General features: G+C 65.9%; 23 protein-coding genes. 7 read left to right on the plus strand and 16 right to left on the minus strand.

What is annotated here, in order from left to right:
- Positions 1 to 79: 79 nt before the first annotated feature.
- Together CBI38_RS17965 and CBI38_RS17970 are read left to right on the plus strand one after the other, a co-directional pair.
- Positions 80 to 958 (plus strand): LuxR C-terminal-related transcriptional regulator, encoded by an 879-nt coding sequence (locus CBI38_RS17965; protein ID WP_109330895.1) that lies wholly within the window; start codon positions 80 to 82, stop codon positions 956 to 958.
- A gap of 51 nt (positions 959 to 1,009) precedes the next feature.
- Positions 1,010 to 2,437, plus strand: a complete 1,428-nt coding sequence (locus tag CBI38_RS17970) for an APC family permease (protein ID WP_109330897.1) — start codon at positions 1,010 to 1,012, stop codon at positions 2,435 to 2,437.
- 4 nt (positions 2,438 to 2,441) lie between these two features.
- Here the strand turns inward: CBI38_RS17970 and CBI38_RS17975 are convergent, their stop codons facing one another.
- The 6 genes from CBI38_RS17975 to dxr form a co-directional block, all read right to left on the minus strand.
- The gene (locus CBI38_RS17975) at positions 2,442 to 2,747 is read right to left on the minus strand and encodes a hypothetical protein (protein ID WP_109330899.1); all 306 of its coding nucleotides are present in this window, start codon (positions 2,745 to 2,747) and stop codon (positions 2,442 to 2,444) included.
- Positions 2,748 to 2,918: 171 nt separating this feature from the next.
- Positions 2,919 to 4,733 (minus strand): penicillin-binding transpeptidase domain-containing protein, encoded by a 1,815-nt coding sequence (locus CBI38_RS17980; protein WP_109330901.1) that lies wholly within the window; start codon positions 4,731 to 4,733, stop codon positions 2,919 to 2,921.
- Positions 4,734 to 4,786: 53 nt separating this feature from the next.
- Positions 4,787 to 5,623 (minus strand): GNAT family N-acetyltransferase, encoded by an 837-nt coding sequence (locus CBI38_RS17985; RefSeq protein WP_109330903.1) that lies wholly within the window; start codon positions 5,621 to 5,623, stop codon positions 4,787 to 4,789.
- Between the two features lie 93 nt (positions 5,624 to 5,716).
- The gene (gene ispG / locus CBI38_RS17990; RefSeq protein ID WP_109330905.1) at positions 5,717 to 6,874 is read right to left on the minus strand and encodes a flavodoxin-dependent (E)-4-hydroxy-3-methylbut-2-enyl-diphosphate synthase; all 1,158 of its coding nucleotides are present in this window, start codon (positions 6,872 to 6,874) and stop codon (positions 5,717 to 5,719) included.
- A 41-nt stretch (positions 6,875 to 6,915) separates the two neighbouring features.
- The gene (locus tag CBI38_RS17995) at positions 6,916 to 8,136 is read right to left on the minus strand and encodes a M50 family metallopeptidase (RefSeq protein WP_109330907.1); all 1,221 of its coding nucleotides are present in this window, start codon (positions 8,134 to 8,136) and stop codon (positions 6,916 to 6,918) included.
- Between the two features lie 6 nt (positions 8,137 to 8,142).
- Complete coding sequence (gene dxr / locus CBI38_RS18000) at positions 8,143 to 9,300, minus strand: 1-deoxy-D-xylulose-5-phosphate reductoisomerase (RefSeq protein WP_109330909.1); 1,158 nt, start codon at positions 9,298 to 9,300, stop codon at positions 8,143 to 8,145.
- A gap of 120 nt (positions 9,301 to 9,420) precedes the next feature.
- On the opposite strand from dxr, the gene CBI38_RS18005 reads away from it, so the two are divergent.
- Positions 9,421 to 9,690, plus strand: coding sequence for a DUF2631 domain-containing protein (locus CBI38_RS18005; RefSeq protein ID WP_201453466.1), 270 nt, complete (start codon positions 9,421 to 9,423; stop codon positions 9,688 to 9,690).
- A gap of 84 nt (positions 9,691 to 9,774) precedes the next feature.
- On the opposite strand, the gene rlmN is transcribed toward CBI38_RS18005, so the two are convergent.
- Positions 9,775 to 10,884 (minus strand): dual-specificity RNA methyltransferase RlmN, encoded by a 1,110-nt coding sequence (gene rlmN / locus CBI38_RS18010; protein ID WP_109330913.1) that lies wholly within the window; start codon positions 10,882 to 10,884, stop codon positions 9,775 to 9,777.
- Between the two features lie 114 nt (positions 10,885 to 10,998).
- Here rlmN and CBI38_RS18015 point away from each other — a divergent pair, with 114 nt between their 5' ends.
- Together CBI38_RS18015 and CBI38_RS18020 are read left to right on the plus strand one after the other, a co-directional pair.
- Entirely contained in the window at positions 10,999 to 11,412 is a 414-nt protein-coding gene (locus tag CBI38_RS18015) for a LapA family protein (RefSeq protein WP_109335174.1), read from the plus strand.
- An 83-nt stretch (positions 11,413 to 11,495) separates the two neighbouring features.
- Positions 11,496 to 12,350, plus strand: coding sequence for an HpcH/HpaI aldolase/citrate lyase family protein (locus CBI38_RS18020; protein ID WP_204164767.1), 855 nt, complete (start codon positions 11,496 to 11,498; stop codon positions 12,348 to 12,350).
- Here the strand turns inward: CBI38_RS18020 and CBI38_RS18025 are convergent, their stop codons facing one another.
- From CBI38_RS18025 to rpsB, 6 genes are all read right to left on the minus strand, one after another.
- Complete coding sequence (locus tag CBI38_RS18025; protein ID WP_109330915.1) at positions 12,351 to 13,061, minus strand: class I SAM-dependent methyltransferase; 711 nt, start codon at positions 13,059 to 13,061, stop codon at positions 12,351 to 12,353.
- Positions 13,062 to 13,071: 10 nt separating this feature from the next.
- Positions 13,072 to 14,001: a phosphatidate cytidylyltransferase gene (locus tag CBI38_RS18030; protein WP_418328268.1), complete on the minus strand. Its 930-nt coding sequence runs from the start codon at positions 13,999 to 14,001 to the stop codon at positions 13,072 to 13,074.
- Positions 14,002 to 14,029: 28 nt separating this feature from the next.
- Positions 14,030 to 14,587, minus strand: coding sequence for a ribosome recycling factor (gene frr / locus CBI38_RS18035; protein WP_109330917.1), 558 nt, complete (start codon positions 14,585 to 14,587; stop codon positions 14,030 to 14,032).
- A 33-nt stretch (positions 14,588 to 14,620) separates the two neighbouring features.
- Positions 14,621 to 15,349: a UMP kinase gene (gene pyrH, locus CBI38_RS18040; protein WP_109330919.1), complete on the minus strand. Its 729-nt coding sequence runs from the start codon at positions 15,347 to 15,349 to the stop codon at positions 14,621 to 14,623.
- A 173-nt stretch (positions 15,350 to 15,522) separates the two neighbouring features.
- Complete coding sequence (tsf, locus tag CBI38_RS18045; protein WP_109330921.1) at positions 15,523 to 16,350, minus strand: translation elongation factor Ts; 828 nt, start codon at positions 16,348 to 16,350, stop codon at positions 15,523 to 15,525.
- A gap of 113 nt (positions 16,351 to 16,463) precedes the next feature.
- On the minus strand, positions 16,464 to 17,327 hold the full coding sequence (rpsB, locus tag CBI38_RS18050) for a 30S ribosomal protein S2 (RefSeq protein WP_109330923.1): 864 nt from the start codon (positions 17,325 to 17,327) through the stop codon (positions 16,464 to 16,466).
- 331 nt (positions 17,328 to 17,658) lie between these two features.
- Between rpsB and CBI38_RS18055 the strand changes: the two genes are divergently transcribed.
- Complete coding sequence (locus CBI38_RS18055; protein WP_109335178.1) at positions 17,659 to 18,183, plus strand: M23 family metallopeptidase; 525 nt, start codon at positions 17,659 to 17,661, stop codon at positions 18,181 to 18,183.
- Between the two features lie 9 nt (positions 18,184 to 18,192).
- On the opposite strand, the gene CBI38_RS18060 is transcribed toward CBI38_RS18055, so the two are convergent.
- Positions 18,193 to 19,266, minus strand: coding sequence for a MinD/ParA family ATP-binding protein (locus CBI38_RS18060; RefSeq protein ID WP_230989879.1), 1,074 nt, complete (start codon positions 19,264 to 19,266; stop codon positions 18,193 to 18,195).
- Between the two features lie 75 nt (positions 19,267 to 19,341).
- Positions 19,342 to 20,268 carry a tyrosine recombinase XerC gene (locus tag CBI38_RS18065; protein ID WP_109335179.1) on the minus strand — a complete coding sequence of 309 codons (927 nt, stop codon included), beginning with the start codon at positions 20,266 to 20,268 and terminating at the stop codon, positions 19,342 to 19,344.
- Between the two features lie 85 nt (positions 20,269 to 20,353).
- Here CBI38_RS18065 and CBI38_RS18070 point away from each other — a divergent pair, with 85 nt between their 5' ends.
- On the plus strand, positions 20,354 to 21,523 hold the full coding sequence (locus CBI38_RS18070) for a multidrug effflux MFS transporter (RefSeq protein ID WP_109330925.1): 1,170 nt from the start codon (positions 20,354 to 20,356) through the stop codon (positions 21,521 to 21,523).
- Between the two features lie 15 nt (positions 21,524 to 21,538).
- Here CBI38_RS18070 and CBI38_RS18075 read toward each other — a convergent pair whose 3' ends face one another.
- Positions 21,539 to 22,318, minus strand: a complete 780-nt coding sequence (locus tag CBI38_RS18075; protein ID WP_109330927.1) for a siderophore-interacting protein — start codon at positions 22,316 to 22,318, stop codon at positions 21,539 to 21,541.
- Positions 22,319 to 22,393: the final 75 nt, after the last annotated feature.

Raw genomic sequence — 22,393 nt, forward strand, 5'->3', positions numbered from 1 at the left:
CGGCGACAGCGTGGCCTCATCCGAACTCGCTACGGTTATGATCTAGCTCACAGACCGCCCTGACTACCCCCGGAAAGGGGTGACCCACTTGGTTCTCCCGTCGCTACTACGCCCCCGGGACGGCGACGCCCTGCGCGGTGAGCTGCGCACGATCGCCGCCCAGGGTGTCGTGCCGGTTCTCTTCGGCGGTGAAGTGAGCGACGACACCCTCCATCTCAGCGAGTTCTTCGGAACACGTACCAACAACCTCAAAGGGCTGGCCATCCCACCGCTGTCCGGCCTCGGCGGCCGAGTGGTGGCTCAGCGCAGGCCTGTCTCGGTCAACGACTACAGCTCCTCCCAGACCATCACGCACCACTTCGACCGCCCCGTCCTCAGCGAGGGTCTCCGCTCCATCCTGGCCGTGCCCGTCATCGTGCAGGGCAAATCCCGGGCCGTCCTCTACGCCGCCATCCGCGAGTGCGCCCCGATCGGTGATCGGACCGCGGATGTCGTCGTCGCGGCCTCGCGCCGACTCGGTACAGAGATCGCCATTCGTGACGAGGTCGACCGCCGCCTCCAGATGCTCACGACGTTGGACGCGCAGGGTGTCGACGGCGCCACCACCGAAGAGCTTCGCGACATACACGCTCAGATGCGGAGTGTGGCCCAGACGGTCACCGATCCGTCGTTGCAGGAGCAGTTGCGCGGGTTGTCCCAGCGGCTCGCGGCAGTCGTCCGCCCCGGTGGTGGCGATGGTGCCGACGCGTCTGACGACGCTGGTATCACCCTCACCCCCCGAGAGATCGACGTGCTGGCGCACGTCGCGCTGGGATGCACCAACGCCGAGGTCGCCCAGCGGCTGTCGGTGGGGGCCGAGACCGTCAAGAGTTACCTGCGCAGTGCCATGAACAAGCTGGACGCGCGGTCCCGCCACGAAGCCGTGGTCACCGCACGCCGGCTGGGTTTACTCCCCTAGCGACAAGCGTCTTCTCGGCCGGGAAGCGCGCGCAGCGAAAGGCGGTGGGTCATGGGATCGACAACGGATTCGAACGCGTCGAGCTCGAATGCGTCCGGTGCGAGTTCTTCCGAGCAGCCGAGCCTGAAGCGGGTCATGGGTCCCGGTCTGCTTCTGTTGTTCATCGTCGGCGACATCCTCGGAACCGGCATCTACGCGCTGACCGGCAAGGTGGCGAACCAGGTCGGTGGCGTGGTGTGGTTGCCCTTTCTCATCGCCTTCCTCGTCGCCATCGTCACGGCCTTCAGCTACCTCGAACTCGTCACCAAGTTCCCCAAGGCAGCGGGCGCTGCGCTGTACACACACAAGGCTTTCGGGGTGCACTTCCTGACGTACATGGTGGCTTTCGCCGTGATGTGCTCCGGCATCACGTCTGCCTCCACAGCGTCGCGTGCCTTCGCGGCCAACTTCGTCGAAGCCTTCGATCTCGATTTCACCACCGGAATCGGGATCACCCTCCTCGGTCTCGCGTTCATGACGCTGGTGGGAATCATCAACTTCCGTGGGGTCAGCGAGAGCGTCAAAACCAATGTGGTTCTCACGTGCATCGAGCTGTCCGGGCTTCTGATCATCATCATGATCGGTCTGTGGGCACTCGGCGTGGGCGACGGTGACTTCTCCCGGGTCGCCACGTTCGACACCGGTGAGCGGTCCGCGGTCGGTGCTGTGATCGCGGGTACCGCGCTCGCCTTCTTCGCGATGGTCGGTTTCGAGGATTCGGTCAACATGGCCGAGGAGTGCAAGGAACCCAGCCGGATCTTCCCCAAGGTGTTGCTGACGGGACTTCTCGTCACGGGGGCGATCTACGTGTTCGTCTCCATCACGGCTATCGCCCTGGTACCGGTGAGCGACCTCGGCGAAGGTGACACACCACTGCTCAAGGTGGTGCAGGCCGGCGCCCCCGGCTTCCCTATCGGGATCTTCGCCTTCATCACCATGTTCGCGGTCGCCAATACCGCACTGATCAACATGCTGATGGCAAGCCGGCTGCTGTACGGCATGAGCCGCGAGAAGGTACTCCCTCCTCCGTTCGGGAGAGTGCACGCCCGCCGCCGCACCCCGTACGTGGCCATCGTCTTCACCACGCTCGTCGCGTTCGGCTTGATCACGTTCGTCGGTGAGGTGCCCGAACTCGGCGGCACCACGGCCCTGCTCCTGCTGTGCGTGTTCACGATCGTGAACATCACCGTGCTGGTACTCCGGAAACAGCCCGTGGAGCACAAGCACTTCCGGGTTCCGACGATTCTCCCGATCGTCGGCACCCTGACGTGCGGGTTCCTCGTCACACCCTTCGCCGACCGCCCGATCGTGCAGTATCAGATCGCCGGCGTGCTACTCGGGATCGGCGTCGTCCTCTGGGCGGGCACAGTGCTCGTGAACAAGAGGCTCGGAAAAGGCGGCCCGGAACTCGATCCCGAAAAGCTCGCCGAACACGAGTAGCGCGTCAGAGAGCATCCCTCAGAAGGCGGGCGTTGCGGACGCTGACGCAGGGCACCCCACGGGCCCTCGCCTGCTGCATCGCCATGGCTTCCACCGGGGTGCAGAGCCCGTCGAGGACGTCTTCGGTGGCGATGACGCACAGGACGTCTCCTTCGCAGGAGCTGATCGACGCGATTCCGCGGCCCGACGCCCACTCCTTCATCGCGAGCCACTGAGTCAGTTCTGTGCCTGGGTCCGGATTGCCGACGAACAACACTGTGCGGACGCCATCCGATGCGTCCACCCGAGTTTCTTCCGAGACGAGTGTCATGTGTGAAAGTTCCTGTCTGCGTAATCTCTTCGACCCCGCGGTTGCGAAAATCTTCTGCCACCCACTATGGGCGCTCCCGGCGGCGGTGTCTGTCCCCCGAACGGGTCCCTGAACCGACTACACCTGTGTCCCCCGATCGGCCGATGGCGCCTCGGCGACACCGGCGCAGGGTCAATACCCTTCGGGCAACGCCGCGAACATGTCTCGGGTGACGGCGACCGCATTGTCGGAACTCCCGCCCCGGACCACCAGCGTGGCGAAGGCGAGATCACCTCGATAACCGACGAACCAGGCGTGCGAGCCGCCCTCGACCTCGGCCTCCCCCGTCTTTCCGTAGACCTCGCCCTGATCCTCGATCCGTTCAGCTGTGCCACTGGTCACCACGAGCCTCATCATCGAGCGCAGCCCCTCGACCATGTCGGGGCTGATCGGCGGATGGTCACCCTCGATGACGGTCTCGCGTCCGGCGATCAACCGCGGAACGGGAGTCGAACCGTGCGCGATCGTCGCCGCGGCCAGGGCCATTCCGAACGGACTGACCACGACCTTGCCCTGGCCGAAGCCGTCCTCTGTTCGTTGCACCAGCTCTTCGGCCGGGGGGACGGAGCCGGAATCGGTCGGCAGGCCCACGACCTGGTAGTCGGGGCCGATCCCGTATTGCGACGCCGCGACCGTCAGCGCGTCCGGCTTCATCTCACTGGCCAGTTTCGCGAACGAGGTGTTGCACGAACGGGCGAATGCCGTGGCCATCGGCACGGTGCCCAGCGCGAACTCGTTGTAGTTGGGAACGCTGCGCTCCCCGATCTCGATACGTCCCGGACACGGCACCATCGTGTCGGGGCTCGCGATCCCCGAAGAGATGGCTGCCCCGGCGGTGATGATCTTGAACGTCGATCCCGGAGGGTAGAGTCCTGTCAGGGCGACCGGCCCGTCCCGGTCTGCCGCCTTGTTCTGCGCCACCGCGAGAACGTCTCCGGTCGACGGCTGGATCACCACCATCATGGCCTGGTCGGTCCTGGCGTCGACGGCGTTCTGCGCCGCAACCTGAATGGGCCGGTCGAGGCTGATCGAGAAGGACGGGGAGGTCTGCGGCGGGGTCTCGGTGAGGACATCCGTGTCGACGCCGTTCTGGTTGACGGTGACCACGCTCCACCCGGCCTTGCCGTCGACCTCGTCGATCACCGTCTTCTTCACCTGTCCGACGAGGTCCGGGGCGAAAGTGCGATCCGTGGCCACCAGGTCCGCCTCGTCCGAGACACTGACTCCGGGAAGGGCACCGAGGACGCCCGCGACCCGCTCGTAGTCTTCGGACCGCAGTCGGGTGACGAGGTAGTCACCCTCGACCGCCGTCGCGGATTCCGCGATCGACTGCGCAGTGAGCGTGTTGTCGAACGGGGAGAGCGCGGCGGCAAGCCCCTGCGCCGTGGAGATGACGTTGCCCGACTCCCCGGCGTCGAATTTGACGCGGTACACGACGCCGGGAACCAGAACATCCGAGCCGGAGTGCTCGTTGACGCGAGCGCGGGGAGCCGCAGTCGACCGGAGCGACATCGTCTGCCGGTCGCCGAGCCGAGGGTGGATGTTGGTGGAGCTCCACCGGACCGCCCACTCCCCGTTCCGGCGCCCCATATGCAGCTCACCTGAGTAGGTCCATACCCGATTCTTCGGCAGATGCCATTCGTAGGCGTAGCCGACGGTGGCCGTGTCTCCGTTGATGTCCACGTCGGTCGTCTTCGCCTCGAGCGACTCCGCCTGCAGCGACTCCCAGGCCGACTCGAGAACTCGTTGAGCATCGTCGGGCCGATCGGACAGTTGTGCGGCCTGCTCGGAATCGCGGTCGGCGAAGGCGGTGAGAAATGCCTCAGCGGCGGGCGCGGGGCCGTCGGGCTTCGGTGTGCACGCCGTCGAGCCGAGGATCAGCGCGGCCGCGCCGCCGAGGGCGATGGACCGCACGACGCGGAATCGAGTGGTTGGCCAGAGGTTCATCGCCGCTCATGGTATGTCTCCGACCACCGTCGGCACGGTAGGCGGCCAGCGAGTCAGTCCAGGAGAATTGTGGCGAACGTCGCGACTTGGCTGAAACCGATGCGTGCGTACGCACTGCGGGCCACAGTGTTGAAGCTGTTGACATACAGACTGGCGATCCGGCCGTCGGCGATGACGGCCTCGGCCACGGTTGCCGTTCCCGCGGCTCCGAATCCTTGCCCTCGATACATCGGGTGGACCCAGACGCCCTGGATCTGTCCCACCCGCGACGACACCGACCCGACCTCGGCCTTGAAGATCACCTGTTCGTCCTCGAACCGGGCCCAGGCTCGGCCGGCGGCGATGAGATTGGCGACCCGGCGTCGGTACCCGCGACCGCCGTCATTGGCGCGGGGGTCGACGCCGACTTCCTCGATGAACATGGCCACGGCTGCGGGAAGGTACTGCTCGAGTTCGTGCATCCGGACTTGGCGGACGAGCGGATCGGGGCGGCAGTGCGGCTTGCCGGCCAACGCGAGGAGGGGCTGGTCGGCCCGGACCTCGCGAGCGGGGCCCCAGTCCATTTCCAGCATCTCCCACAACGGCAGTGTCAGCTCGGCCCGGCCCACCAGCGACGAACACATGCGGGGCGTCCGGCAGGCTCGGTCCGCGAACGCGCGCATGTCGTCGACGCTGCCGCGAAGCGGAACGAAGTTGGCACCGGAGAAACACAGAGACTCGAGCGGTCCCCCTCGACTCCACAACTCCCCGTGGATCATCCGCGGATCGACTCCGCATTCTTCGACGCGCGCGGCGACCATGCAGGCGGCGACAGGATCGGCGTCGAGAACGCGGAGCACATGTGCCGCGTCTCGACTGCTCAACTGTTTGGCACCGAGGAGCTTGAGCATCTACCCAACCTTGTCAGCTAGTGGTTCTGCCCACCAGATTGCCACGAACACGCCAGAAACGGGAGACGTTTCGATGCCCAAGGGGCGGGCGGGTCAGCTGACGGTCACGACGGGGGACCCGGCCGACGCGTCACCCTCCATCTCTTCCGCGATGCGCATCGCTTCCTCGATGAGCGTTTCGACGATCTGCGCTTCCGGCACAGTCTTGATCACTTTGCCCTTCACGAAGATCTGGCCCTTGCCGTTTCCGGAGGCCACTCCGAGGTCTGCCTCGCGGGCCTCGCCGGGACCGTTCACCACGCAGCCCATGACGGCAACGCGCAGCGGGATTTCCATGCCTTCGAGCCCGGCGGTCACTTCGTCGGCCAACGTGTAGACGTCCACCTGGGCGCGCCCACAGGAGGGGCACGACACGATTTCGAGCTTGCGCGGGCGCAGGTTCAGTGATTGCAGGATCTGCGTTCCGACCTTGATTTCCTCAGCGGGCGGCGCCGACAGCGATACCCGGATGGTGTCGCCGATGCCCTCGGAAAGGAGCGCACCGAAGGCGACGGCCGACTTGATCGTTCCCTGGAACGCCGGACCGGCCTCGGTCACGCCCAGGTGCAGGGGGTAGTCGCACTGCGCTGCCAGCTGACGGTAGGCCTCCACCATGATCACCGGGTCGTTGTGCTTCACCGATATCTTGATGTCGCCGAACCCGTGTTCCTCGAACAGCCCGGCTTCCCACAGAGCCGACTCGACGAGCGCTTCCGGCGTCGCCTTGCCGTACTTCTGCATCAGCCGGGGGTCGAGCGACCCGGCGTTGACTCCGATGCGGATCGGAATGCCTGCCTCACCGGCCGCCTTGGCGACTTCCTTGACGCGTCCGTCGAACTCCTTGATGTTGCCCGGGTTCACGCGCACCGCGGCGCACCCCGCCTCGATGGCCGCGAAGATGTAGCGCGGTTGGAAGTGGATATCGGCGATAACCGGGATCTGGCTCTTCTTCGCGATAGTCGCGAGTGCGTCGGCGTCCTCCTGGCGTGGGCAAGCGACTCGGACGATGTCGCAGCCGGACGCGGTGAGTTCGGCGATCTGCTGGAGGGTCGCGTTGACGTCGTGGGTCTTCGTGGTGCACATCGACTGCACGGACACCGGAAAATCGCTGCCGACGCCGACTGTCCCGACCTGCAGTTGGCGGGTCTTGCGGCGGGGCGCGAGAACGGCGGCCGGGCCTTCGGGCATACCCAATCCGACAGGGCTGGTCACGTGGGTGCCTTCTTTCGTAGCTTCAGGTCCGAGTTTAGCGATCACTGGAAGAGCTTGATCGGGTTGACGATGTCGGCGGTGAGGGTGAGCAGCATGTATGCGCCGCCGATGACGATCACGACATAGGTCACGGGCAGCAACTTCAGGTAGTCCACGGGGCCGCCTCGGGGCAAACCTCGCCTGCTCCGGAACCAGTCGCGAATTCGCTCGTAGAGCGTCACTGCCATGTGTCCGCCGTCGAGTGGGAGCAGCGGGAGCATGTTGAACATGCCGAGGAAGAAGTTGAGGCTCGCGAGGAGGAGAACGAACGCTTCCCAGATCCCCTGTTCGGCGATCTGGCCGCCGATCACGCTCGCGCCGTACACGGAGATCGGTGTCTCCGGGTCCCGTTCCCCGCCGGTCACGGCGTGCCACAGGTCGACAGCCTTGCTCGGCATCTGCACCAGACGTTCGGCCGTCATGACGAACATGTCACCGGTGAATCCGAAGGAGGCCGGGACCGCGGACACCGCCGAATGCTCGACGACGGCCGGGGGCGCGGCGATGCCGACAGCACCGACGGTCGCCTCGTGCGGTTGGCTCTCCCCCTCCTCCAGAACCCACCGCTGCACCTGCTGGACCGGAACGACGACGGTCTGCTCGGTGCCGTCCCGTTCGATCGTGAAGTCCACTGCACCCGACAGCGGTCGCGTTGCGGCGGCGACGTCCGCGAAGGTAGGCGTCTCCTTGCCGTCCACCGCGACGATGATGTCGCCCGCCCGGATACCTGCCTCCTCGGCGGGACCGGTACCGGTGCACGGAGACAGCGCGTAGTCGGGAGCGGGCCCCTGGGTGGCGGCCACACAGCCCACCGCACCGACCTCGGCATGGCTGGGCCGGTTGAGGTCGGGCAGACCCCACCCGACGGCAAGGACGTACACCAGGACGAGACCGAGCAGGAAGTTCATGCCGATGCCGCCGGACATCACGACGAGGCGTTTCCAGGTCGCCTTCTTGTACATCGCCCGGTCTTCTTCGTCCGGCGCGAGTTCGTCGAGGGCCGTCATTCCCGCGATGTCACAGAAGCCACCGAGCGGCAGGGCCTTGAACCCATACTCGGTTTCACCGCGGCGGAAGGAGAAGATTCTGGGGCCGAAACCGATGAAGTATCGACGGACCTTCATGCCGGTGGCCTGAGCCACCCACATGTGACCCGCTTCGTGAAGCGCGATCGACAGTGCGATTCCGAAGGCGAAGAGAACAACGCCCACTGCGAACACCATGCAGTTCTAGCCTTCCTGCTTGACGAGCTGACGTGCTCGGTCACGCGCCCAGCCGTCGGCGGCCAGTACGTCCTCCACGGTAGCCGGTGGCGCCGCCCACTCGTCCGCCTCGGACAGCACGGCGGCGACGGTGCGGACGATGGCCGGGAATCGGATGATCCCGTCCAAGAATGCCTGAGCCGCGACTTCGTTGGCAGCGTTGTAGACGGCGGTGAGGCAACCGCCACGCCTGCCGGCTTCCCGCGCGAGGTCGACAGCAGGGAAGACCGCCGAGTCGAGTGGTTCGAAGTCCCAGCGGGAGGCGCTGGCGAAATCGCACGGGGCGGCAGCTCCTGCGACCCGGTCCGGCCAGCCGAGCGCGAGCGCGATCGGCAGCTTCATATCGGGCGGGCTGGCCTGTGCGAGCGTGGAGCCGTCGGTGAAGGTGACCATCGAGTGCACGATCGACTGCGGGTGAACCGTGACGTCGATGCGGTCGTACTCGATCCCGAACAGCAGGTGGGTCTCGATCAATTCGAGTCCCTTGTTCACCAGCGTTGCGGAGTTCAACGTGTTCATCGGGCCCATCGACCAGGTGGGATGGGCGCCGGCCTGCTCGGGAGTGACCGAGTCGAGTTGCTGAGCGGACCATCCCCGGAAGGGACCACCCGAGGCCGTGAGAACGAGGCGGGACACCTCATCTGCACTGCCTCCCCGCAGGCACTGGGCGAGCGCGGAATGTTCGGAGTCCACGGGCACGATCTGGCCGGGGGCCGCGGCGGCGGTGACAAGCGGCCCGCCCGCTACGAGGGACTCCTTGTTCGCGAGCGCGAGCCGCGCGCCGGACTCCAGCGCGGCCAGGGTCGGTTCCAGACCCAGGGAGCCGACGAGGGCGTTGAGGACGACGTCCGCTTCGGTGTTCTTCACCAGTTCGGTGACCGCGCCCGGACCGCTCAACACTCCCGGCCGATCGAGTGTGGCAGCGGCCCGCGGATCGGCGACTGCGACGGATGTCACACCTGTTTCGGTGATCTGCCGTGCCAGAAGGTCGACATTCGCACCACCGGCGGCGAGGCCGACAACGGAGAACTTGCCGGGGTTGGCCTCGATCACCTCCAACGCCTGGGTGCCGATCGAACCTGTGCTGCCGAGCAGCAGGACGCGGGTGGGCCTGGTTTCATCCACCCACCCATTGTTCCTGATCGAACAGCGGTCGCCCGCCATGGATGGCCCCGGTACATACGACGGACGGTCGTATGTCACGATATGGCGAGTAGCGCAACCGAATCTGCAGGAGGATCGATCGTGGCCGGTACCCAGTTGGAGCCCTCGTCCAGCGACCCCGTCGTGGCCGCACACGTCGATACGGCCGAGGTCCCGTCGGCGGCATGGGGCTGGAGTGGTGAAGCGCCCAAGACGTTCCGCTTCCTCGGCTGGTTCTTCGCGCTGTTCCTGCTGCTGATGATCATCGGTAACCACACCGGCCGGGTCGAGGACCTGTGGCTGGTCGGCTGCGCAGGCCTCATGGTCGTCGTCCTGGTCCGCGACATTCTCCAGCGGCGCAAGCCCCGGTAAACTCCCGCTTTCCACGAAACCCCTCGCCCGAAGTCCTCGGCGAGGGGTTTTCGCGTGCCTGTTGTCGCTACTCGTGGCGGCGAATCAGTTTTCGGCGGCGAGTTGGCCGCACGCCGCGGCGATCTCCTGCCCCCGGGTGTCCCGCACCGTGCAGGACACACCTTGCGCGATGACGCGGCGAACGAATTCCTTCTCCACCGGCTTGGGGCTGGCATCCCATTCGCTGCCGGGTGTGGGGTTGAGCGGGATGAGGTTCACGTGCACGAGGGGACCGAGAGCCTTGCGCAGCTTCTTGCCCAGCAGGTCCGCTCGCCAGGGCTGGTCGTTGACGTCCCGGATCAAGGCGTACTCGATCGAGACGCGTCTGCCCGACTTGTCCGCGTAGTAGCGGGCGGCATCGAGGACCTCGGCAACCGACCACCGGTTGTTGACAGGCACCAGGGTGTCGCGCAGTTCGTCGTCGGGTGTGTGCAAGGACACCGCGAGGGTGACGCTCAAATCCTCGTCGGCGAGCTTGCGGATGGCAGGCGCCAGTCCCACCGTCGAAACCGTCACCGAACGCTGCGACAACCCGAGGCCCTCGGGGGGCGGGGCAGTGATACGACGCACTGCCGCGACGACCCGCTTGTAATTGGCGAGCGGCTCCCCCATACCCATGAACACCACATTCGACAGGCGCCCCGGACCTCCGGCAACCTCACCGTCGCGCAGGGATGCGGCCGCGGCCCGCACCTGGTCGACGATCTCGGCAGTCGACAGGTTGCGTTGCAGACCGCCCTGGCCGGTCGCGCAGAACGGACACGCCATTCCGCACCCGGCCTGACTCGAGATACACAGGGTCGCACGGTCGGGGTATCGCATCAGAACACTCTCGAGAAGTGTTCCGTCGTTCGCCTTCCACAGAGTCTTCCGGGTATCTCCACCGTCGCACGCCAGATGTTTGACGGGTGTCAGCAGCGTCGGGAAGAGGGCGGCCCCCACCTGCTCCCGCACCGCAGCCGGAAGATCGGTCATCCTCTCCGGATCCGCCTCCAAGCGCGCGTAATACTGCCGGGCCAGCTGGTCGGCACGGAAACCGGGCAGACCCAGTTCCTGGACGACCTTCCGGCGTTCGGCGGAGTCGAGGTCCGCGAGATGCCGGGGCGGCATCCCGCGCCGGGGCGCGGTGAACACGAGGGGGAGCGAGACAGCCATAGTTTTCCCATTGTCCCATTGATTCGAGGGCCGATGTCGCGCGGATACGTGATCGACGCCATTCCGCCGTCCGATGCGGGTGCAGAACCGCGCCGAGTGGGTGAAGATCGAGTTATGTCGACAACACCGGACGACCCCTCGCATTCCCCTACGGATGTCCCGGCCGGCGGTGGCCCAGTCGGCGGGCCCACGCCTGGCGATCCGCCCTACCCGGACACCACCCACCCAGGACCCCAGCATCCGGACGTCGCACGGAAGAAGGGCATCAGACACACCCGGGCGGGCGCGACCTGGACCGGCCTCGTCATCGGAATCATCGTTCTCGTACTGCTTCTCGTGTTCATCCTGCAGAACCTCGACAGCGCAACACTCGAACTGTTCGCCTGGGAGTTCACGCTTCCGCTCGGCGTGTCGTTGTTGCTGGCGTCGATCGCCGGCGCCGTGATCATGGCCCTCGCCGGGGGAATCCGGATCATCCAGATCCGGCGCGCGGCAAACCGGCAGCAACGCCTGAACACTAATTACTGACTGAACAATAGTTACGCAAGTGGATCGGCTCGGCGCCGACCGCGCATGATGGTTGTCGTGGATATCACCGGAACGGTACGACTGTGAAGGCCGACATGGAGACGACTGTGGCACCGCGCATCGCTGCCGAACAGGCGCGATCCTGGCTGCTGGTTCCCGCCGGCAAGCCCGAAGGTTTCGAGGCGGCGCATGCGAGCGCCGCGGACGCCGTCATCCTCGACCTCGAGGACGCCGTCACCCCCGACCGTAAGCCTCGCGCGCGCGCCGACGTGGTCGCCTGGCTCGGCGACAATCGGCGGGCGTGGGTCCGCATCAACGATGCAACCACCCCTTTCTGGGCCGACGACCTCGCGGCACTGAACGACGTTCCCGGCCTCGAGGGCGTCATGCTCGCCAAGACCGAGAGTGGAATGCAGGTCGACGCCACCGCCGATCGCCTTCCCGCCGGGACGAAGGTGCTCGCTCTCGTCGAATCCGCCATGGGTCTCGAGGCTGCGCCGGAGATCGCTCGCGCCGAGGCGACTTTCCGGCTCGCCTTCGGCAGCGGCGACTTCCGGCGCGACACGGGGATGGACGATTCGCCGCTGGCCATGGCCTATCCGCGCTCACGGCTGACGATCGCGAGCCGCGCCGCCCGGATCGCCGCACCGATCGACGGGCCTACCCTCGGTTCGGACGTCGAGGCGCTGGCGCGCGCGTCGGCGCTCACGCTGTCGATGGGAATGACCGGGAAGCTGTGCATGACCATCGCTCAGACGGCGTCCGTGAATGATGCGCTCAGCCCCTCCCCCGCCGAAGCCGAGTGGGCGATGGATGTGATCGCCGACCTCGGCGAAGACGGATCGCGGGTACGCGATGGTAGTGACCTGCCCAAACTCGCGAAGGCGAAGAAGATTCACGCGCTCGCGAAGCTGTTCCACATCGCGCCGCGTCGGTAATCACTCGGTGCGCGGTACTTCCAGCCCGGCCGGCTTTCGGCGAATGTGCACGCGGTAGCGCACGTCGACGGCCAGGCCGGGCGTCTGCGCATAGGCTTTCGCCGCCGTGCTTCGGGTGAACTCGATGCCCAGGACTCGGCGCAGCGACTCCCGGTCCGAGAAGAGCCACCGCGTCTGAACCCGGGTCAGCTCGAACCCCTGCGCCGCGAAGAAGGCTTCGACCGCGGCCGGTCTGTAGTGCGGCATGTCGGCACGCATCCATGCACCGTAGGGCTCCGCCGTCGCGTCGAGATCGATGACCGCGAGCACTCCTCCCGGTCGGAGCACCCGCATCGCCTCGAGTATTCCCGGTCCGCATCCTGGGCCGAAGAAGTAGGCGGTTCGGGCGTGCACCAGGTCGACGCTCGAGTCTTCGAGGGGAATCCGCTCGGCCGATCCGGCGAGTATTCGCACGTGGGACAGGCCGGAGACCCGCTGCCGGGCGAGGTCGAGTAGAGGCGGATGCGGTTCGACGCCGATCACCGTGCTCGCTGCTTCGGCAAAGACCGGAAGATGAAAACCGGAACCGCAGCCGATGTCGACGACGGTCTTGCCTTCCCAGTCCAGGGTGGACCGTAGATGCCGGAACAGCGCACCGTCGGCGTCCTGCGCCCGGTTCTCGAGCTCGTAGGTGTCGGGCCAGTGCCAGATGTTGGGGCTGGGAATGGTCACGGCCGGTCGGTCACACGAGGACCGTGAGCACCAGCCACGTCACGAACGCCGACGGCAGCAGGGAATCGAGACGGTCCATGATTCCGCCGTGTCCGGGAAGAAGGGTGCCCATGTCCTTGATCCGCAGTTCACGTTTCACCTGGGATTCGATGAGGTCACCGAGCGTGGCCGTGACCACCAGGACCACACCGAGCAGTACACCGATCATCGGGTTCTCGCCGAGGATGAGGGTGACCGTGAGCAGACTGCCGATCACGCAGAACAGCAGGGAACCGAAGAAACCCTCCCACGACTTCTTCGGGCTGATCGCCGGCACCATCGGATGCTTACCGAAGAGAACTCCGGCGGCGTAACCACCGACGTCGGAGCAGACCACCCCGATCATGAGGCAGAGCACCCGGCCCGCCCCGTCGTCCTGCAACACCATCAGCACCGCGAACGAGGCCAGAAGGGGAATCCACGCGGCCACGAATACGGTGATCGCCGTGTCCCGCAGGTAATTCCGAGGGGTCGCCTTGAGTCCGTGGTCGAACAGACGCCACACCATGCACACGAGAGCGGTTCCCGCGAACGCGCTGAGCACACCCTCCGGACCGAATGGCCAGCCCAGCCACAGTACGGCTTGCCCGCCCACGAGCAACGGTATCCGTGGAGCGCTGATGTCCGCTTCCCGCAACCGCTTGGTGACCTCCCAGGTGGCCACGGCCATCGCGACGGACACGACACCGATCCACACCAGTGGTACGTACACGAGTATCAAGATCAGCGAGACACCGAGGCCGACGCCGACAGCGATCGCGGCGGGAAGATTCCTTCCCGCTTTCGATCCTGTGGCCGGGGGCACCTCCGACTGTGCGGGGCGCGTTCCCTCCGACTGCGCGGAAGGCTCGCCCTCGGACGCTGGCCCCCCTGGCGTCCCGTGTTCTGTTGGCACGGTCACTGTCCCCGATCCACTCCTCGTCCCGCGCTCAAACCTCGAGCAACTCGGCTTCCTTGTGTTTCACCAGCTCGTCGATCTGCGCGACGTAACGAGCAGTCGTCTTGTCGAGTTCCTTCTCGGCGCGCCCGACCTCGTCCTCGCCGGCTTCACCGTCCTTCTGGATGCGGGACAGTTCGTCCATCGCCTTGCGGCGGACGTTGCGCACCGACACCTTCGCATCCTCGCCCTTCGCCTTCGCCTGCTTCACGAGTTCACGGCGGCGTTCCTCCGTGAGCTGCGGCACGGAAATGCGGATCAGGTTGCCGTCGTTGGACGGGTTGACGCCCAGATCAGAGTTACGGATCGCGTTCTCGATCGGTCCGAGCTGAGAGGCCTCGTAGGGCTTGACCACCACGAGCCGCGCTTCCGGGACGTTGATGCTGGCCAGCTGCGTGATCGGGGTGAACGCACCGTAGTAGTCGATACCGATGCGCGAGAACATTCCAGGGTTCGCCCGGCCCGTCCGGATGGAACCCAGGTCATCCTTGGCCACCGTGACAGCCTTCTCCATCTTCTCCTCGGCTTCGAAGAGAGCTTCATCAATCACGGCTGTTCCTCCATGTCGTTCTGCATCGATTCGTCATGACTTGACGAGCGTTCCGATCTTCTCACCAGATACCGCCCTGGCAATATTGCCCTCGGTGAGCAGATTGAACACCATGATCGGCATTTCGTTGTCCATGCAGAGACTGAATGCGGTCGCATCGGCCACCTTGAGTCCCTGTTCGATGACCTCGCGGTGGGTGATCTGCGTGTACATCGTCGCGGTGGGGTCGAGATTGGGGTCCGCCGTGAATACGCCGTCGACCGCCTTCGCCATCAGCACCACCTCGGCGCCGATCTCGAGAGCCCGTTGAGCAGCCGTCGTGTCGGTCGAGAAATAGGGCATTCCCATCCCCGCCCCGAAGATCACGACGCGACCCTTCTCCAGATGACGCTGCGCGCGCAGCGGAATGTACGGCTCGGCCACCTGCCCCATGGTGATCGCTGTCTGCACGCGGCTGTCGACGCCTTCCTTCTCCAGGAAATCCTGAAGGGCAAGGCAATTCATCACGGTGCCGAGCATGCCCATGTAGTCGGAACGAGCACGGTCGAGTCCTCGCTGCTGCAGTTCGGCACCGCGGAAGAAGTTTCCGCCGCCTATCACTACCGCCACCTGCACGCCGGACCGCACGACTCCGGCGATTTGTTCGGCGACCTTGGTCACCACGTCAGGGTCCAGGCCGACCTTCCCACCACCGAACATTTCGCCACCGAGTTTGAGAAGGACTCGATGAAATCCTGGACGTTCGCTGGCTGGTTCGGACATTGCTCTCCTCGGTTCATCCGCACTCGTCGGTTCCACTACAGCCGAGCGGACCGACGGGCCGGCTCGACACCTACAGACGGCCATCCTCATCCTGCCTCATCGAGGCAGTGGCGGCACACGTAGACCCCGCCGGGCGAGCGCACTCGTCCGACGGGGTCATACGACTGACACGACTAGCTCGAAGAACCGACCTCGAAGCGCACGAAGCGCTTGATCGTCACGCCGGCCTCGTCGAGGATCGCCTTCACGGACTTCTTGGAATCCTGAACCGAAGACTGCTCGGTCAGCACGACGTCCTTGAAGTACCCGTTGACACGGCCTTCGATGATCTTCGGCAGCGCCTGCTCGGGCTTGCCCTCCGCGCGGGCGGTCTCTTCGGCGATGTGGCGCTCGTTGGCGACGATGTCCTCGGGGACCTCGTCGCGCGTCACGTACTTGGCCTTGAGCGCAGCAACCTGCATGGCTGCGGCGCGAGCGGCCTCGGCCGCAGCGTCGCCTTCGCCGGTGTACTCGACGAGAACGCCAACGGCGGGCGGCAAGTCGGCACTGCGCTTGTGCAGATAGACGGCAACCGGCCCGTCGAAGGACGCGATCTTGCTCAGTTCGAGCTTCTCACCGATCTTCGCGGACTGTTCCTGAACGACGGTGTCGACAGTCTTGCCGTCGAGCTCGAGCGCCTTGAGGGCGTCGATGTCAGCGGGCTTCTCCGCGGCGGCGACCGAAACGATCGACTCGGCCAACTTCAGGAAGTCTTCGTTCTTGGCGACGAAGTCCGTCTCGCAGTTGATCTCGAGCAGGACGCCGTCCTTGGCGACGACCAGGCCCTCGGCCGTGGTGCGCTCCGCACGCTTACCCACATCCTTGGCACCCTTGATGCGCAGCTGCTCGACAGCCTTGTCGAAGTCGCCGTCGGCCTCGGCGAGAGCATTCTTACAGGCCATCATTCCGGAGCCGGTCAGCTCGCGGAGCCGCTTGACGTCAGCGGCGGTGTAGTTCGCCATGGTGAGCGAGCCTCCTCATATGTCTGTCGGGACGTAAGTCAGGGTAGTACTCGGTGCAGACCGTGAAACGGCCCTGACCACTCGAGCTTCTGGTCAGGGCCGTTGTCATCGGATCAGGCCTCGGTGGCCGGTGCCTCTGCTGCGGGAGCTTCGGCTGCGGGCGCCTCGGCTGCCGGAGCGGCAGCGGCCTCGTCCGCGGGGGTCGCCTGGGACAGCAGTTCCTGCTCCCACTCGGCGAGGGGCTCACCGGCGCCGGCTTCGGGCTTCGCGTCCTTGTCGGCGCTCAGTCCGGCACGGGCCTGCACACCCTCGGCCACTGCGGAAGCGACGACCTTGGTGAGGAGCGCGGCACTGCGGATGGCGTCGTCGTTACCCGGGATCGGGTAGTCGACGAGGTCGGGGTCGCAGTTCGTGTCCAGGATCGCGATGACCGGGATGTTGAGCTTGCGAGCCTCGGCAACCGCCAGGTGCTCCTTGTTGGTGTCGACGACCCACACCGCGGAAGGAACCTTGGCCATGTCGCGGATACCGCCGAGGGTGCGGTCCAGCTTGGTCATCTCACGCGTGAGCATGAGGATTTCCTTCTTGGTGCGTCCCTCGAAGCCACCGCTCTGCTCCATCGACTCGAGTTCCTTGAGGCGGAGCAGACGCTTGTGGACGGTGGTGAAGTTGGTGAGCATGCCGCCGAGCCAACGCTGGTTGACGTAGGGCATCCCGACGCGAGTGGCCTCGGCCGCGATGGACTCCTGTGCCTGCTTCTTGGTGCCGACGAAGAGAACGGTGCCACCGTGGGCAACGGTCTCCTTGACGAATTCGTACGCCTTGTCGATGTACGTCAGCGTCTGCTGCAAGTCGATGATGTAGATGCCGTTGCGGTCGGTGAAGATGAATCGCTTCATCTTCGGGTTCCAGCGACGGGTCTGGTGACCGAAGTGCGTGCCGCTGTCGAGCAGCTGCTTCATTGTTACAACAGCCATGGCTGTGTATCTCTCTTTCATTGCCGGTTGATGCACAGCACCGGTGATGCTGTGCCCTGACGCCCGTGACCACCGGAACTCACACCGAGATGCGAGACCAGCCGATGGCCGATAACCTGCGCGGGCGCGCGAAGTCGGACTGTGCGAGCACAGACCGCTCGATCAGTGTACGGCCTCGGCGGCGTTCGCCCTAACCCGCCGTCTCCCGGGCACACACGCGCCCGTCGCGCAAGTGGTGCCCGCGCATCTGTGGATCGACCCGGACCTGTCCACAGATTCCCCGGCGCCGGGTTCGGGTCCCCGGAACTGCGGCATGGTTCCAGCCGTGACGATGATCGGTGCAACCCTTCGGACGCTGGCGTCGGCGGTCGCCGTCGCCACCATGCTGTGCGGCTCGGTCGTCGCCGCCACGCCCGCCGACGCGGTTCCCACCGCGGAGTTCGATTGGCCGCTCCACCCGCGACCACGCGTCGTCCGGGTGTTCGACAATCCGGAGCACGACTGGCTTCCCGGTCACCGCGGCGTCGATCTGGGCGGCGTGCCCGATCAAGCGGTGCTCTCTGCGGGGGAAGGGGTAGTGGTATTCGCCGGCACGGTGGCCGGCAAACCCGTCGTGTCCGTCGACCACCTCGGTGGGCTACGCACCACGTACGAACCGGTCACCGCCCGCGTCACCGCCGGTCTCCGGGTAGGCAGGGGAACCGTGCTCGGCACGCTCGAACCCGGGCACCCGGGCTGCATCGCGCCCGTCGCCGCGTGCCTGCATTGGGGCCTTCGCCGCGACCGCGTCTATCTCGACCCGCTGGGTCTGGTCCGGGTGGCACCGATACGGCTGAAACCCGTCGTTCCGCGGTGATCCGGGGAGCTATCGCCATTCCGCGACGGCGTGCCGGCCAGCCGACTCGGGGAAGTCGTCGGCCACCATCGCTGCCAGTTCGACGAATGCCTGACGTGTCTGCGGTCGCACGAGGTCGAGATCGACGACCGACCCCTCGGCGAGATGCTCGTCGAAAGGCACCACCTTCACAGCCCGGCAGCGCTGCAGGAAGTGATTGGCCAGCTCTGTCAGATCGATTCCGGACGACCCCGGCCTGGCGGCACTGATCACCACGACGGTGCGGGAGACGAGGTGACCGTAACCGTGATGCCCCAGCCAGTCGAGAGTGGCCGCCGCGCTCCGCGCTCCGTCGATCGCGGGCGAGCTGACCAGAACCAACGAATTTGCCAGTTGCAGAACGCCGTTCATCGCAGAGTGCATGATGCCCGTGCCGCAGTCCGTCAAGATGATGTTGTAGTACACCTGCAGGATGTCGATCACGCGGCGGTAGTCGTCCTCGCTGAAGGCCTCGGAGATGGCCGGGTCCTGTTCGCTCGCGAGCACCTCGAGCCGACTCGGCGCCTGCGACGTGTGCGCCCGGACATCCGAATAGCGGCGGATCGTCGGCTCAGCCGCAATGAGATCGCGGACCGTCGAATGGGTCTGAAGAGGTACCCGCTGCGCCAGCGTCCCGAAGTCGGGGTTTGCGTCGACAGCGATGACGCAGTCTCCACGCAAGGACGCGAATGTCGAGCCCAGTCCGATGGTGGTCGTCGTCTTACCGACACCGCCCTTGAGGGACAGGAACGCTATCCGGTAATCCCCCTGAATCGGTTGACGAATACGGGCGAGGAGTGCGGCGTCGCGCGCTTCCCCCGCGGACTCCCCCGGATTCAGCGTTCCGCCCGTCAGCCGGTGCAGACCCCGCCGCCACCCGCGGGCGGGGGCACGTCGCGGCCGCCTGAGCAGGGCATCCGCCACCAGGTCCTGGTTGCTGATCTGATGCTGGCTCGTCGCCGAAGGGTGTTCGTCCCACGACTGTTGCCCCCACGGATCCGTAGCCGCGGTCCCCCTCGGCGCTTCGCCGCCGTCGTTCAGCCACGCCGGCTGCGGCCCTGTCACGTTTTCGCGGTCCACGATTCCCCCGGGATAGTGCAGAAAAACTGCAGATTCGTGGGGCGACGCTACCAAATGGGCTCAGGCGCGGGGATGCGCCTGATCGTGCACGGCGCGCAACCTCGCCACGGACACATGCGTATACAGCTGAGTAGTGGCCAGGCTCGCGTGACCGAGCAGTTCCTGAACCACGCGCAAATCGGCTCCACCTTCGAGCAGATGCGTTGCCGCAGTGTGCCGGAGACCGTGCGGACCGAGGTCGGGGGCACCGGGCACGGCGGACAGAACCTCGTGAACGGCTGTCCGCGCCTGACGTTGATTCAGCCGCCTCCCGCGCTTCCCGAGCAGCAATGCCTGCCCGGACGACTCGGTCGCCAGAGCCGGACGGCCGATATGCAGCCAGACGTCCACCGCCTCGGCCGCCGGCTTGCCGTACGGCACGGACCTTTCCTTGTCGCCCTTGCCGATCACACGCAGCAGCCGCCGCTCGCGATCCACCGAGCCGAGGTCCAGCCCGCACAGTTCGCCGACCCGAATACCCGTGGCGTAGAGCATTTCGACGATGAGGCGATCACGCAGGGCAAGGGGGTCCTGCTCCCGCGCACCCGTTTCTGCGGCGTCCATGGCGTCGGCGGCCTGCGACTGTCGCAGAACCGCCGGCAACGTCCGGTGCGCTTTCGCCGCGCCCAGCCTGGCGCCCGGATCGACCGGGATTCGCCTCGTACGTAACAACCAGGCTGTGAAGTTTCGCACGGACGACGTCCGCCGAGCGAGTGTCGTGCGCGCGACTCCCGCAACGGACTGGCCGGCCAGCCACGAGCGCAGCACCCGGATGTCCAATTCCGCGAGTTGTGCGCCGGGCGCTGTCGACAGCCAGTGGCGCATCAGCGATCTCGCGTCCGCGAGGTACGCCTTCACTGTGTGCGGGGAGCGTCCGCGTTCGAGCCCGAGATGCCGCGCGTACTCGTCGAGTACCGTCTCGAGATGCGGCGGCAAGGCGGTACTCATGGTGGCAAGAGTCGCCGCGCAGGGACGACGAGTCAAGCGGCCGCGCCGGTAGAGTTCATTCGTGCAGCGAACGATCTCCATTCCCATGTTGTGTGTGCTGGCATTACTGTCGGCGATCGCCCCGCTGGCCACCGACATGTATCTCCCCGGACTACCCGTCATGGCGGAGAGCCTGCGCACGTCGGCGCCCAGTGTTCAACTCACACTCACCACCTTCATGGCCGGGCTCGGCATCGGCCAATTGGTGGTGGGTCCACTGTCGGATGGTCTGGGTCGACGACGACTTCTCCTCGCGGCCACGGTAGTCACGACGATCGCAGCGATGGTGTGCGCTCTGGCACCGAGCGTCGAGACTCTGATCGCGGCACGACTTTTCCAGGGCCTCAGTGGTGGCGCCGCGATCGTGCTCGCACGTGCCTGCATTGCGGACCGCGCCCGCGGCGACAACGCCGCGCGGCTCTTCAGCATCATGATGATCATCGGCGGGGTCGCGCCCGTTATCGCTCCGCTGATCGGAGGAGCGCTACTGGGCCCGGTTGGCTGGCGGGGAATCTTCTGGGTGCTCGCCGGCGCAGGGTTCGTGATGGTGCTCGGCGTGCTCACGCTCGTGCCGGAAACACTTCCCGTCGAGAAGAGGCACGCAGGCGGTCTCGCGGCTCTCGCCCGGAATCTCCGGTATGTGGTCGGCAACCGCGTGTATCTCGGCTATGCGTTGACGTTCATCTTCGGATTCGGCGCACTCTTCGCCTATATTTCCGCTTCACCCTTCGTCGTTCAGAACGTGCTCGGGCTCAGCCCCGGCCAGTTCTCTATTGTGTTTGCGATCAATGCTTCGGGCATGGTGATTGCCGCGATCGCGAACACGCGCCTGCTCGGCACGTTCCGCGCCCGTCAGCTGCTCGGGTTCGGGGTCACGGTGCTGCTTGTCGGCGGCACGGTACTGCTCATCGCCGCGACAACGACCGATGCTCCGTCGTGGTGGATGATCCTGGTTCCGTTGTTCGTCTCGGTGGCGAGCCTCGGGTTCGTCATGGGAAATGCGACCGCGCTTGCTCAAGGCGAGGTGACCAAGGCATCGGGAACTGGTTCCGCCCTGTTGGGTGCCGGCCAGTTCGGGCTGGCGGCACTCGTCTCCCCTCTGGTCGGAGTCGCCGGCCCCGCCACCGCGGTCCCGATGGCTGTAGCGATTCCGCTCTCGGGCGCCATCGCGATGCTCGCGCTCATGCTGCTGACGCGGCGGACGCACACGGCGTAACGTCCACCGCGAAAATCAGCGTGCGGCGCCCTCGCTGGCGGCGAGTTCGGACTTCCACACGCGGAAGCCTTCCTCGGTGCGCCCGCGACGCCAGTAGCCGGAGATCGATGCGGAGGAGGCCGGCACTCCGCGCTCGTGTCGCATATAGGACCGCAGATTGTGCATGACGGCCTGGGCTTCGCCGTGGATGAAGACCTGCGGATTGCCGGACAACCAGTCGGCGTTCTTCACCGCCTCGATAAGGGGCGCGCTGTCTCCGGACGCGTCGTCACCGATTCGGTCTGCTGTGTCACCGCGGTGTATCCACGCTATGTCGACCCCTGCCGGTGCGTCGAAGCCGACCTCGTCTTCCGGTCCTGCCACCTCGAGGAAGACGTACCCCTTCGCCGCCGCGTTGAGCTTCTCGACCGCCGCCGAGATGGCGGGGATCGCGGTCTCGTCGCCGGCGAACAAGTACCAGTCGGCAGCGGTGTCCGGAGCGAAGGCGCCGCCGGGACCCCGAAGCCGCACAGTGTCACCCGCCGTGGCGGCTGCCGCCCACGGCCCTGCGACGCCGGCGTCGCCGTGGACCACGAAGTCGATGGCGATTTCGCGCTCGACAGAGTTCACCGAGCGGATCGTGTACGTGCGGAGCGTGGGCTGTTCGCTGGGGCCGAACTCGAGCTTCGCGTAGGCGTCGGTGAATGCGTTGGGCACAAAGCTGTCGAATCCCGGGTCACCCAGGAAAACGCGAACCATGTGGGGGGTAAGCCACTCGGTCCGGCGGACGGTCAATGTGGCACTCGGCTTGGCCATACGTCACCTCTCCACTACACATCAAGTTGGTTAGTCTTACCTAACTACGGTACAGGAGGGTAACCACCGGCCTCG

It is taken from the genome of Rhodococcus oxybenzonivorans, from assembly GCF_003130705.1.
Lineage (GTDB): Bacteria > Actinomycetota > Actinomycetes > Mycobacteriales > Mycobacteriaceae > Rhodococcus_F > Rhodococcus_F oxybenzonivorans.